This is a genomic window from Acidovorax sp. ST3 (genome assembly GCF_003231145.1).
Classification (GTDB): Bacteria; Pseudomonadota; Gammaproteobacteria; order Burkholderiales; family Burkholderiaceae_C; genus Acidovorax.
Genome location: NZ_QKVP01000003.1, coordinates 382,480 through 394,842 on the forward strand (window position 1 = coordinate 382,480; position 12,363 = coordinate 394,842).

General features: G+C 68.2%; 12 protein-coding genes. 7 read left to right on the forward strand and 5 right to left on the reverse strand.

What is annotated here, in order from left to right:
- Positions 1-221: 221 nt before the first annotated feature.
- Positions 222-1,466, reverse strand: coding sequence for a diaminopimelate decarboxylase (gene lysA / locus DNK89_RS10995; protein WP_110960118.1), 1,245 nt, complete (start codon positions 1,464-1,466; stop codon positions 222-224).
- Positions 1,467-1,702: 236 nt separating this feature from the next.
- Here lysA and DNK89_RS11000 point away from each other — a divergent pair, with 236 nt between their 5' ends.
- Positions 1,703-2,641, forward strand: coding sequence for a LysR family transcriptional regulator (locus DNK89_RS11000; RefSeq protein ID WP_238990781.1), 939 nt, complete (start codon positions 1,703-1,705; stop codon positions 2,639-2,641).
- A gap of 112 nt (positions 2,642-2,753) precedes the next feature.
- On the opposite strand, the gene coaD is transcribed toward DNK89_RS11000, so the two are convergent.
- A complete protein-coding gene (gene coaD, locus DNK89_RS11005; protein ID WP_110960120.1) occupies positions 2,754-3,260 on the reverse strand; it encodes a pantetheine-phosphate adenylyltransferase in 507 nt (168 codons plus the stop codon).
- 218 nt (positions 3,261-3,478) lie between these two features.
- Between coaD and DNK89_RS11010 the strand changes: the two genes are divergently transcribed.
- The 6 genes from DNK89_RS11010 (at position 3,479) to DNK89_RS11035 (ending at position 8,747) form a co-directional block, all read left to right on the forward strand.
- Complete coding sequence (locus tag DNK89_RS11010) at positions 3,479-4,279, forward strand: DUF3667 domain-containing protein (protein ID WP_110960121.1); 801 nt, start codon at positions 3,479-3,481, stop codon at positions 4,277-4,279.
- A gap of 74 nt (positions 4,280-4,353) precedes the next feature.
- Positions 4,354-5,619, forward strand: coding sequence for a helix-turn-helix transcriptional regulator (locus DNK89_RS11015; RefSeq protein WP_110960122.1), 1,266 nt, complete (start codon positions 4,354-4,356; stop codon positions 5,617-5,619).
- 71 nt (positions 5,620-5,690) lie between these two features.
- Positions 5,691-7,421, forward strand: a complete 1,731-nt coding sequence (locus DNK89_RS11020) for a YgcG family protein (protein WP_110960123.1) — start codon at positions 5,691-5,693, stop codon at positions 7,419-7,421.
- 15 nt (positions 7,422-7,436) lie between these two features.
- Entirely contained in the window at positions 7,437-7,757 is a 321-nt protein-coding gene (locus tag DNK89_RS11025) for a hypothetical protein (protein ID WP_110960124.1), read from the forward strand.
- A 73-nt stretch (positions 7,758-7,830) separates the two neighbouring features.
- On the forward strand, positions 7,831-8,310 hold the full coding sequence (locus DNK89_RS11030; RefSeq protein ID WP_110960125.1) for a lysozyme inhibitor LprI family protein: 480 nt from the start codon (positions 7,831-7,833) through the stop codon (positions 8,308-8,310).
- Positions 8,307-8,747 (forward strand): hypothetical protein, encoded by a 441-nt coding sequence (locus tag DNK89_RS11035; RefSeq protein ID WP_110960126.1) that lies wholly within the window; start codon positions 8,307-8,309, stop codon positions 8,745-8,747. Before DNK89_RS11030 ends, DNK89_RS11035 begins: the two co-directional genes overlap by 4 nt.
- Before the next feature lie 112 nt (positions 8,748-8,859).
- Here the strand turns inward: DNK89_RS11035 and rsmD are convergent, their stop codons facing one another.
- The 3 genes from rsmD to DNK89_RS11050 are packed head-to-tail and all read right to left on the reverse strand — an operon-like array spanning position 8,860 to position 12,363.
- Positions 8,860-9,552 carry a 16S rRNA (guanine(966)-N(2))-methyltransferase RsmD gene (gene rsmD, locus DNK89_RS11040; protein ID WP_110960127.1) on the reverse strand — a complete coding sequence of 231 codons (693 nt, stop codon included), beginning with the start codon at positions 9,550-9,552 and terminating at the stop codon, positions 8,860-8,862.
- Entirely contained in the window at positions 9,549-10,907 is a 1,359-nt protein-coding gene (locus DNK89_RS11045) for a pitrilysin family protein (RefSeq protein WP_110960128.1), read from the reverse strand. Before DNK89_RS11045 ends, rsmD begins: the two co-directional genes overlap by 4 nt.
- A gap of 22 nt (positions 10,908-10,929) precedes the next feature.
- Positions 10,930-12,363, reverse strand: a complete 1,434-nt coding sequence (locus DNK89_RS11050; protein ID WP_110960129.1) for a pitrilysin family protein — start codon at positions 12,361-12,363, stop codon at positions 10,930-10,932.

Genomic DNA, 12,363 nt, shown 5'->3' on the forward strand with positions numbered 1-12,363 from the left:
CAACATCAGCAACAGCACAACCGACAGCGGGACGCCAAGTAGCCAGGCAATGAGAGGCATGGGGATCTCCTTGAAAGGGTGAGAAGTTCAGGTGGTTTCACTGTATTTCTCACCCCGGCCGCCCCTTGTCCGGCTTTGCACCCCAAACTCGTAGGCCCTCACCTACCCGGGCCTGTGGCAGATCCACCCCACAGCGTAGGAGGCCAGCGCTGCGGCCGGGCTTACAGCCCCAGTTCCAGCACCAGCAGCTCGTCCACCGTCTGGCGGCGGCGGATCAGGCGGGCCTGGCCGCCGTCCACCAGCACCTCGGCAATCAGCGGACGGGTGTTGTAGTTGGAGGACATGCTGGCGCCATACGCGCCCGTGTCATGAATCACCAGCAAGTCACCCACTTGGGCGGCAGGCAGGTCGCGTGGCAGCACCACGCCGCCGTCGCCCTGGGTGAACACGTCGCCCGACTCGCACAGCGGGCCCGCCACCACCGTGGGCTGCTCGGCGGCCGTGGAGCCGTCGCGGCGCAGCACGCTCATGGCGTGGTAGCTGCCGTACATGGACGGGCGCATGAGTTCATTGAAGCCGGTATCGACCAGCACGAAGTGGTTGCTGCCCGCGTTCTTGGTGGCGCGCACTTGGCCCAGCAGCACGCCCGATTCGGCCACGAGGAAGCGGCCCGGTTCAATCTCCAGGCCGAGCTTGTGGCCCACGATGGCCTCGGCCTGCTGGCGTGCGGCGTCCCACAAGCCGTGGTAGTGCTGCGTGTCCACCACCGGGTCACCACTGCGATAGGGAATGGACAGGCCACCACCGGCCGAGATGGCGTGCAGGTCATGCCCCGCCGCATGCGCCGTGCGCACCAGGTTGACCATGGCGCCGCACACTTCCTGCAGGTGGCTGTAGTCCACGCCCGAGCCGATGTGCATGTGCAGGCCCACCAGCTTCAGGCCGTGCTGCTTGATCGCGGCCAGCGCCGCAGGCAAATCGGTGTGCCAGATGCCGTGCTTGCTGTGCTCGCCACCCGTGTTGGTCTTGTTGCTGTGGCCGTGGCCAAAGCCGGGGTTGATGCGCAGCCACACCGCGTGGCCCAGCGAGCGCGCGCCCAGCTGGTGCAGCATGTCGATGGAGCCCGCGTTGACGGGCACGCCGTGCTCGACCACACAGTCGAGCGTGGCGGCGTCGAACAGGTCGGCGGTGAAAACGATCTCTGACGGCTCACCCCCCGCCACATAGCCCGCCGCCAGCGCGCGCAGGATCTCGCCGCGCGAGACGGCATCCACCTTCACGCCCTGCTCGCGCATGAGCTTCAGGATATGGATGTTGGAGCAGGCCTTCTGCGCAAAGCGGATGGTCTCGAAGTTGGATACCTGCGCGATGCGCTGGCGGATGGTCGCCGCGTCATACACCCACAGCGGGGTACCAAACTGGTCGGCCAGGGCCCAGAGCTGGGCGGGGGAGAAAGGGTTGGACATGGGAGGCTCCAAGGGTACTAAGAGCGGCTAACAAAACTCAGCGAAGCGGTTCTGGCCAGGCGCTGTGTTGCAGGCAGTACGAGCAGTACGACAAGACACAGCAACGACGCCAGAAGAGTTTTGTTAGCCGCTCTAAGCGTGAACGATGCGCGGATGATGCCGCCATCCACGCATTCAGTCGAATGCTTTGATTTACGCCATCCATTCAATATGGATATGCTGTGCGCATGACTGGCATGACCGAGCCCCCCCTAGCCCATCGCATCACCCACCGCCACATCGAGGTCTTCCGCGCCGTGATGACTGCAGGCAGCGCCACCGGTGCGGCCGACCTGCTGCACAGCTCGCAACCCACCGTGAGCCGCGAGCTGGCGCGGCTCGAATCGCTGCTGGGTTATGCGCTGTTCGGGCGCGTGCAGGGCCGACTGCGCCCCAACGCCCGGGCGCTGGCGCTGTGGGACGAGGTACAGCGCTCGTGGCAGGGGCTGGAGCGTGTGGTGGACCGGGCCGTGGCCCTGGGCCGGTCGGGGGCCGTGCAACTGTCGGTGCTTTGCCTGCCCGCGCTGGCCCATGCACTGCTGCCGGGTGCGGCGGCGCGGCTGATGCAGGCGCACACCGAGGCACGCTTGTCCGTCACACCGCAGGAATCGCCCCTGCTCGAAGAATGGATGAGTGCCCAGCGGTTTGATCTGGGCCTGTGCGAACAGACCACCGCCCCGCCGGGCACACGGGCCGAGGTGCTGCTGACCCTGGACGAGGTGGCCGTGCTGCCCGCCCACCACGCTTTGGCACGCCAGCCGGTGCTGCAACTCGGCGACTTTGCCGGTGAATTCTTTGTAAGCCTCTCGGCCGACGACCCCTACCGCCGCCTGATCGACGCCCGGTTTGCCGAGGCGGGCGTGGAGCGCACGCTTCGCGTGGAGACCCACAGCGCCGCCGCAGTGTGCGCCATGGTCGAGCAGGGCCTGGGCATCGCCATCGTCAACCCGGTCACCGCCCTGGCCGCCGCCAGCGAGCGACTGGTGCTGCGGCGGCTGGCGTTTTCCATCCCGTTCAGCGTGACGGCGCTGCTGCCGCTGTACCGCCCACCGCTGCCCGAGGTCGTGCCCATGCTGGAGGCCCTGCGCGCGCAGGCACATGCCATTGCGGAGAGGCTACCGCCCGCCACGGACTGAGATCACAGATTCCAAAAACTACTATTTTGATAGCAGCCCAGGCATATTGCACTAGCGCTACCGGCACAAAAGAGCCACAACCGGGGCTCTTGGTGCGTTTCGGACAGTGTCCTCAGCCCTCCGGCGCTGCCAGGCTGCGCACCTTGACAGCCAGCCGCTCCTCGACCGAAGGCGACACGAACTTGGTCACCTCGCCGCCCAGCACCGCGATCTCGCGCACAAAGGTGCTGCTGATGAACTGGTACTTGTCGCTGGGGGTGAGGAACACGGTTTCAACCTGCGGCATCAGGCTGCGGTTCATGCCCGCGAGCTGGAACTCGTAGTCAAAGTCGGTCACGGCACGAAGGCCGCGCACCATGGCCTTGCCGCCGCGCGACACCACAAAGTCGCGCAGCAGGCCCGAGAAGGGCTCGACCTGCACCTGGGGATACATCTTCACGGCCTCGCGCACCATGTCGATGCGCTCTTCCAGCGAGAACAGGGTCTTTTTGTGGTGCCCCGCCGCCACGGCCACGATCACACGTTCAAACAACTGGGTGGCTCTGCGCACCACATCTTCATGGCCCAGGGTGATGGGGTCGAAGGTTCCGGGGTACACGGCGAGCACGTTCTGGGCCATGGCTGGTTGTCTCCTGTCTGGCGATTGACGTTGGCCCCGGCCCCCGGGGCGCTCCCCGCAGGGCCCGCCGGGCCGCGTGCGCGCATTATGCAGTGCAGTGCAACATGGGCCCGGACACCACATCCGCCCAACCGCCGCATCGTCCACCTGAACGATGCCAGGCGCAGGCTCGCGGCCTACCATGCCCAGCCCTTTCTGCCCCAAGGTAGGCCCCGCCTGTGACCTCCTCCCCCAACGCATCCCCCAGCACCCCCATCAACGACGCGCTGTTCGACACCACCGCCTGCCTCAACTGCGGCGCGGCGCTCACTGGCCCGTTCTGCGCACACTGTGGGCAGAAGAAAGCGGCGCGCATGGGCACCCGCATGATGCGCAAGGAGGCCTGGGAGCGGTTCCGGTGGTTTGAGTGGAGCACCATCCGCAATGCGCTGCGGGTGCTGCCGCAGCCGGGCACCATGGCGCGCGAGTATGTGCTGGGCCAGCGCAAGGACCACCCGCACCCGCTCACGCTGCTGTTCCTGTCCATCGGCTTTTTGCTGATCGTGCTGGGTCACACCGACTACCTGCGGCCCGAGCTGCCCAGCGAGGCCGCGCAGCGTATGTATGCGCTGGTGACCGGGTACTCGAAGTGGTCGTTTTCGCTGGGGGCGGTGGCGGCTTTTGCCAGCATGTGGCTGGTGTTCCGCCGGCGTGGCTACAACCTGGCCGAGCTGCTGGCGCTCGCGCTGTACTGCCAGGCGGTGTTCATTGCGCTGCAGATGGTGAACCAGCTGCCGCTGGTGCTGGCGCACTCGCCGGAGCTGCTCAAGTGGCACAAGCAGTGGTCGCCCTGGTACATGACGGCGCTGCAGACGCTGATGTTCATACTGGCGCTGCGGCAGTTCTTTCTGCTGGACCTGCGCCGCGACGCGGGCTGGCTGCTGCTGGCCGGGGCGCTGTTTGCGGGGCTCAAGTGGCAGGCCACGCAGCTCTATGCCCGGGGCGTGGTGGAGCTGGTGCTCTGGCAGATGGGGGGCTGAAAACAGCGGGGCCACTGAAAAATGTGAACCAGTTCACGATTGTGTGTCGGAGTGCCACCACATCCTTCACCTGAATGATGCCGCCCTGGCGGCAACGCACCTACGATCCGCCGCAGTTCAACACATACAGCGAAAAGGAGGCCGACTTGGCCGGTCAGGAGTGGGATATGCAGCGCATGGGGCCGCACCCAGGCATCCCGGGTTTCGAGGCCTTGATGGCCGAAAGCCTGGAGGCCCTGGGCGAGCCCGGCATGGTGGAGCGCCTGCTGCGCCGCCTGGGCGAGGCGCTGGGCAGCCACAAGGTGGTGCTGTTCTGCCCCCTGCCCGGCTCGGACGACCCGCTGGCCGCCTACCAGTGGGGCATGCCCGACGATTTTCTGGCGCGCTACGCCAACCTCATCCAGGGCTGCGACGCCTGGAGCGAGGCGCTGGAACGCCAGCAAGGACAGGCGCTGGCGCGCGGCGGCTCGCTGAGCCAGCAGCTGGTCAGCACCCCGGCGCTGCGGCGGGGTGCGTTTTATGCCGACTACCTGCGGCCCCTGGGCATTGATGCCATGGTCAACAGCATCGTCGAGGCCTCGCCCGAGGTGGGCATGCATGTGCTGGCGATGTACAACGACCTGGGCAAGAGCGAATTCACACCCGAACAATTCGCCCGCCTGCGCGCCGCCACGCCCTGGGTGCGCAGCCTCATGCGCGCCCAGCGGCGGCTGCAGCAAGCCCAGCGCCACACCAGCGCGCTGGAGCGCACGCTGGACCAGCTGCCCCTGGGCGTGATGCATGTGAACCGCCGGGGCGAACTGCGCTACCTGAACGAACACGCCCGCGCCTGGCTGGGCATTGAGGACGCCTGCCGCATCCTGCTGCGCGGCGCCACCGGCTGGCAGGCGCGCCAGCCACTGCAGCTGGCACAGATCCACCCCGCGCTGGTCCCACTGTTGGGCTCCAGCCTGAGCACGCAGACACCGGTCTCCGCCCGCCTGCAGCCCCAGCACGCGGGGGCCCCCGCCACGCTGGTGGCCCTTGCCGCCCCCCTGCGTGGCGGTACGGCCCCTGCCACTGGCGAGGCGCTGGCCCAGTTCATCCTGGTGCCCGAAACCCCGCCCCATGCAGGCGCCACCGTGTCGGTGTGCAGCGCGCTCTATGGCCTCACCCCCGCCGAAGCAGCCCTGCTACCGCTGCTGCTGCAAGGCATGACACCGCGCGAAATGGCCGACACCCGCCAAGTAAAGATGCCTACCGTGCGATCGCAGCTCGCCAGCCTGTATGCAAAGACCGGTACCCGGGGCCAGGCCGAACTGGCCCAGCGCGTGCTGCGCGTGGCGGCGCTGGTGGCCTGACTTCTTTCTCTCTGTTTTTGTCTCTTTTATTCCTAGCGCGGCGCCGAGCGTCGCATGAAAGGCCCCTGCCCATGACCTTGTCTCGCCACTCCCTGCCCCACCTGCGCCAACTGCGACCCGTCGCCCTGGCCTGCTGCGCCCTCGTCGGCCTGGCCGTAGGCGGCCTTGCCATGGCCCAAAAGAACGCCGCCGTGGCCAAGCCCAGCAAGGCGCAGCTGGTGGCCGACCTCGCCGCCACACTGCAGGCCTGCTCGTACGACGGCAGCCCACTGGCGTTTTCGCCGCCCGACCTGTCCAAGGGCGGCGGCACCGGCAAGCAGGTGGTGGCCGAGATCATGAAATACACCGGCCTGCCCGCCAACTTTGTGGTGGTGGAGGGCAAGGTGCCCAACGCGGCCGCCGTGATCATGCAAGGGCCCGACCAGGTGCCCCGCCGCGTGATTGCCTACAACCCGGCCTTCATGGGCCAGGTGATCGAGGCCACCAAGTCCAACAACTGGGCGCCCGTGAGCATCATGGCGCACGAGATCGGGCACCACCTCTCGGGCCACACCATCGTGCCCGGCGGCAGCCAGCCGCCCATCGAGCTGGAGTCCGACAAGTTCAGCGGCTTTGTGCTCTACAAGATGGGCGCGCCGCTGGCCGACGCCCAGCGCGCCATCGCCACGCTGATCCCCGAGAAGGACGGCGAAACCCACCCCGGCCGCAGAAAGCGCCTGGCTGCCATTGCCAACGGCTGGACAGAAGCCTGCGAGCTGCAAGGCGGTGGGCCGCAGTGCTCTGGCGGATTGCCGGTGCGCACCGCAGCGGCTGCCCCCGCTGCACCGGCACCGGCTGCCGCATCACCCGCCCCGGCACCGACTACCACGGTGGCCAAGGCCCCGGCGCCCACGGCAGCACCGGCGGTCCCCTCGGCCAAGACGCCCGCCCCAGCCCTTGCCGCCGCGGCCGAAACCCTGCCCAAGGTGGACGCGGCCGCCATCCCGTCCAAGGGCACGCAGTTCATCTACGACGAGTTCGGCATCCTGGACCCGGCCATCCGCGCCCAATTTGAAAAGCAGATGTACGAGCATGCGCAAAAGACGGGCGTGGAGATCGTCACCCTGCTGGTGAAGGACCTGGACGGCAAGAGCGCCGAGGACTACGCGCACGCCATGATGCGCCAGCTGCGCGTGGGCAAGCTCGACGTGGGCAACGGCGCCGTGCTGGTGGTGGCGCCCGAGCAGAACCAGGCCGCCGCCGTGCTGGGCGCGGGCGTGGCGCTGGAGATGGGCAGCCATGACAAGACCGAGCAGCTCAAGCGCTGGATGAACACCGCATGGGCGCTGTGCAAGAAAAAGAACGCCTGCGGCAACTGGACCGAGAACCTGATGCTCGCGGCCGACCACATCCGCCGCGACACCAGCCGCGCCGACTGGACCATCGCCTACCAGTCGCTGGGCGACATCCAGAAGGCAGACGCTGCCGAGAACGGCAAGGTCACCAACCCCAGCGACAGCAAGGTGTGGCGCAAGATCGTGCGCCTGTCAGGCACCGTGGAAAGCCTGAACCCTCCCTCTGGCAACAAGGCCGCCTGGGTCAACGACGCGAAGGTGCAAAGCGGCAAGCAGCCCGTGCTGCTGCGCAGTGCTGAAGGCCTGACCACCATGCTCTATGTGGACCCGCGCACCGCCGCACTGCAGCCCGGCGGCAAGCTGGAACAGGGCAAAACCTACACGGTCATCGCGCGCGCGGCCGCCCTGTCGTGGAACCCCAAGGACACGCAGTCGCTGGACGTGCTGAGCTACGCCGTCACCGAATAAGCCGCTGCCCCATCCATGTCATCCACCGCTGTCACCCTGCTCATTGCAGGCGCCGCCAACCTGCTGCCCGCGCTGTTCTTCATGTTCACGGCACTGCTGGGCAGCAACGGCATGAACTCCGCCCAGGGCGGACAGGTGCTGGGCACGCTGGCCATGCTGCTGGTGCTGGGCTGGCTCGCTGCGCTGTGGCTGGCCCGCCACCTGGCGCACTGGGGTCAGGCGCGCGGCTGGTCTACCGTGGCCAGCGTGGCGGCCGCCAGCGGCGGTGCGGTGGTCTCCTTCACCGTGCTGGCGCTGGTGTCCACCCTGGCGGCGCTGCTGTGGGTGGGGGCATGAGCGGACAACGCCGCAACGGATAGACCCAAGCGATCAAGCCAGCACAACAGCAGCCCCCGAGGGACACACCCACATGCACCACTACCATCACCACCGCCTCCGCAACCTCAATCGCACCGCACTTGCGCTGCTGACCACCTTCCTGCTGCTGGCCTCTGGCCCGCAGGCCGCCCAGGCCGCCGAACATTTCTGCGGCCAGCGCACCGCCCACCCCATCGACAAGGCCCTGGGCGCCGCCTCCGAGCGCAGCGGCGGTGTGACGGTGGACCTGATCGACGCCCAGAACGCAGCCTACGCCGCGTGGGACAAGGAGCTGAACCGCATCTACGCCCAGGTACTCAAGGCCGCTGGCCCCGGTCGGCGCGACACCCTGCGGGCCGCCCAGCGCGCCTGGCTCGCGTTTGACACCGCCCAGGGCCAGTGGGACAGCGCCATCTTTGCCGAACAGGGTAGCTCGGCCGCGCTGAACATTGGCGGTGCGGCGCTGGAGCGCCGACGCGCCCGCGTGTGCGCGCTCACCAACGACCTGGAGAGCCTGAAGGATTCACCATGATGCGCCGCACCTGGCTGCAGCGCCTGCCCCTGCTCGCAGCCGCCTTGGCGCCACTGCTGCGCCCCACCGCTACCCGCGCGCAAGGCAGCGCCCAGGTGTGGCTGCGCGTGCGCAACAGCAGCCAGGAAGCCTTCACCCATGTCTGGCAGGGCCTGCCGCAGCAGGGCACCGATGCGAACCTGGGCCCGCTGCTGCCCGGCGACACCAGCCGCTGGCACGCGCTGCCCGCCACGCTGGCGCACTACCGCAAGACCCGCATCCAGATCGGCCAGCGCCAGCTCACGCATGTCACCGACCAGTCCTTCCCCGGTGGCCAGGCCACGCTGGCACCGGGCCACTACACCTTCAGCTACACGCTCGAAGGCGGCGCGCTGCAGCTGTTGGTAATACCGGAGGCTGGCCCCGTCGACAGCAGCCAGCTGCTTCAAAAACAATAGCGACCAGCACATACAACACTACCGCTTGAGGCGATTTTTCCCAAAAATCAGCGCCCCAGCAGCCAGCGCAAACGCGGGGAACACCCGCCCTGGGTCTGCAGCGCCCAGGCGCTCAGCCGCGCTGCAGCAGGTGCGCATGCACCGCACCGGCCTTGAGGTGCCGGTACAGCACCAGGCCGTGCGCTGCCAGTTCCTCGTCCGCCCACAAGCGAGGCGCTTCAAGGTAGATGAAGCCCCCAGCCGCCACGGCCTGGGCAGCGGCCTGCAGGGCGGGCTCGAAAAACGGGCCATCAAATGGCGGGTCCAGCAGCACCAGGTCCAGGCTGGCGGGTGTGGCCTGCTTCAGTGCAGACACGCCATCACCCCGCTGCAGGCGCACGGCGCTGGCCTGCAGCTTGGCCTGCAGAACCTGCAGCTGGGCGACCAGGGCCGCATCGTTTTCCACCAGCAGCACCGATGCGGCGCCGCGCGAGGCGGCTTCGAGCCCCAGCGCGCCCGTGCCCGCAAACGCGTCCAGGCAGCGCCAGCCCGCCAGGTCCTGGCCCAGCCAGTTGAACAGGGTTTCGCGCACGCGGTCGGGTGTGGGGCGCAGGCCGGGGCGCTGGGCTACGGGCAGGCGGGTGCGCTTCCATTGCCCGCCGATGATGCGGATTTCGCCCGCGCCCTTGGGGGTGGCCGCCGCCGCAGCTTTGTCCTTGGCGTTTTTCTTGGCGGCCTTGGGGTCCACGGGCGCCGCAGCGGCCGCGGCCTGGGCCTTGCGGATTTCGGCGGTGATGGCGCTGCCGCGCAGGGTGGATCGGCTCATGGCTGCTTGCCTCCCACCACCACGGTCACCATGCGGTCGGGCTGCAGCTTTTGGGCCATGGCGGTGCGCACGTCGGCCACCGTGAGGGCCTCGACCTTTTTGGCCCACTGGTCCAGATAGTCCAGCGGCAGGTCGTTCCAGGCGATGTTGGCCACGTTGCCCAGCAGCTTCTTGTTGCTGTCGATGCGCAATGCGAAGCCGCCGATGAGGTTGTCCTTGGCAGCGCGCAGCTCGGCCTCGGTTGGGCCTTCGGCCACAAAGCGGGCGATCACGTCGCGCGAGACCTGCACGGCCTGGGCGGCTTGGTCCGGGCGCGTCTGCAGGCCCACGGTGAAGGCCCCGGCGTGAAGGCCGGGCGCAAAGTAGCTGTAGACGCTGTAGCTCAAGCCGCGCTTTTCGCGCACCTCGTGGGTCAGGCGCGAGACAAAACCGCCGCCGCCCAGGATGTGGTTACCCACCAGCAGCGCGAGGAAGTCCGGGTCGCGGCGCTGGAAGCCCGGCTGGCCGATCAGCACGTGGGCCTGGGCCGAGGCAAACGGAATGGCCTTCTCGGCAGGTGCCGTCAGCGCCGCGACTTCGCTCACGGGCGGCAGCGGTGCGCAGCCCGCACTGGCAGGCAGGCGCGACAGCAGCGTGGCCACCAGCGTCTGCGCCTGGGCGCGCGATACGGCGCCTACGATGCTGACCTTGGCGCGGCAGGCGGCCACGTACTGCGCGTGAAAGGCCTGCATGTCGGCCACGCCGATGCGCGCCAACGTCTCTTCGGTGGTGCGCACGCCATAGGGGTGGCTGCCATACACCGCAGCGGCGAACGCATGGTTGGCCACGGTGGCGGGGCGCGTGTTGGCTTCTTTCAGGCTGGCGCTCCAGCGGGCGCGGTCGCGTTGCCAAACGTCGTCAGTCGTCGTGGGCTCGGCAATCTGGCGGGCTGCCAGCCGCGCAGCGCGTTCCAGCAGCGGCGGGTCGGTCAGCGAGCGCAGCACGTAGTGCAGCGTGTCGTTGTCGGCATTGGCTTCAAAGCTGGCGCCCAGGTCGGCCCAGGCCTCGCCCAGGCCGTTTTCGTCCAGCGCGGGCTCGGCGCTGGCGTCGCGCCCGGCCTTCACGCCCTTGCTGGCCATGGCGGCGACGGCGTTGGCCAGGCCGGACTGGCCCGCCGGGTCGCGGCGCGTGCCAGCGTCAAAGTCGATTTGCACGTCGACCATGGGGATGACCGGGCTTTCGACCAGATAGACCTTGGCGCCGCCCGGCTCCGTCCAGTGCTGAATAGGCAGCAGCGCCCAGGCCGAATTGGAGGAAAAAAGGGCGATAGCGCTAGTGCACAAAGCACGGACAGCTATGTTTTTGATAGTAATCATGGGCAGTTTCCGCAGGGCGGGTTCAGCGGATGACAGCGCCGGCAGGCAACTGGGGGCGGGCGCGGGGGGCGTCCAGGGGCTGGGGCAGCAGCGTGGCCACGGTGAGCTGGTCGTCGCCAAAATACCTGGCAGCCACGGCCTGCACCTGCGCCGGGGTCACGGTGCGCAACAGGGCCAGCAGACGCTCATTAGCGTCCAGCGGAAAGCCCTGCACCCAGTTGCCGCCCAGCTCCTGCGCCTGGCTCATCACCGAGTCGCGCTCGTACACGGTGGAGGCGATCCATTGCGTCTTGACGCGGTTCAGCTCGGCCTCGCTCACCCCCTCCTTCGCCACCCGGGTCACCTCGGCGCGCAGCGCGTCTTCGACCTGCTGGGCGGTCTTGCCCGCAGCAGGCACGCCGCTGAGCATGAACAGGCTGGGGCCGCGCCCCGTCACCATGGCGGAGCTACTGGCGCTGTCGGCCACGCGGTTGGGCCCCTGGGTCAGCGCGCGGTCCAGCCGGGCCCCGTCGTAGCCGTTGAACACGGCCGACAGCACCATCAACGCGAGGGCGTCGCGGTCTTCGTCGGTGAGGTTGTCCACGCGGTCCAGGCTGGGCGCGCGGAAGGCCAGGGCCACGTAGGACTGCTCGGCCGGGGCTTTGACGGCGATGCGGCGTAAGCCCTTCTGCTCGGGCTCGGTACGCGGCTTGCGCGCGGGCAGCGCGTGCACGGGCAGGCTGCCGTAATACTTCTCGGCCAGCGCACGCACCTGGGCCACGTCCACGTCGCCCGCCACCACGACGGCGGCGTTGGTCGGGGTGTACCACTGGCGATGGAAGGCGCGCACATCGTCAGGCGTCATCGCGTCCAGGTCGCTCATCCAGCCTACGATAGGGCGACGGTAGGGCGACGCGTTGAAGGTGGCAGCAAACAACTGCTCGGCCAGCATGGCGCGGGGCTGGTCTTCGGTGCGCAGGCGGCGCTCTTCCTTGACGACCTCGATCTCTTTCTTGAACTCCTCGTCGGGCCAGTGGTTGTTGGCAAACCGGTCCGATTCGAGCTTCATCACGTCCTCCAGCCGGTTGGACGGGATCTGCTGGTAGTAGCCGGTGTAGTCACGGCTGGTGAATGCGTTCTCCCGCCCGCCCAGCGCCGCCACGCGGCGCGAGAACTCGCCTGGCGGCAGGGTCTTGGTGCCCTTGAACATCATGTGCTCCAGCGCATGGGCCACGCCCGAGGTGCCGTCCACCTCATCCATCGAGCCCACACGCACCCAGACCATGTGCACCGCCGTCGGGGCGCGGCGGTCGGGCTGCACGATGAGCTGCATGCCGTTTTTGAGCGTGAACTGCTGCGCGCCAGAGGCCGTGGCGGACGGCGTGGTGGAAGGTTGAGACACCGGGGTGGTTGCCGCAAAGGCAGCCCCGGACGAGAGGCAGGCCAGCAGGCCCAGTAGGGTGAAAGCGCGTTTCAT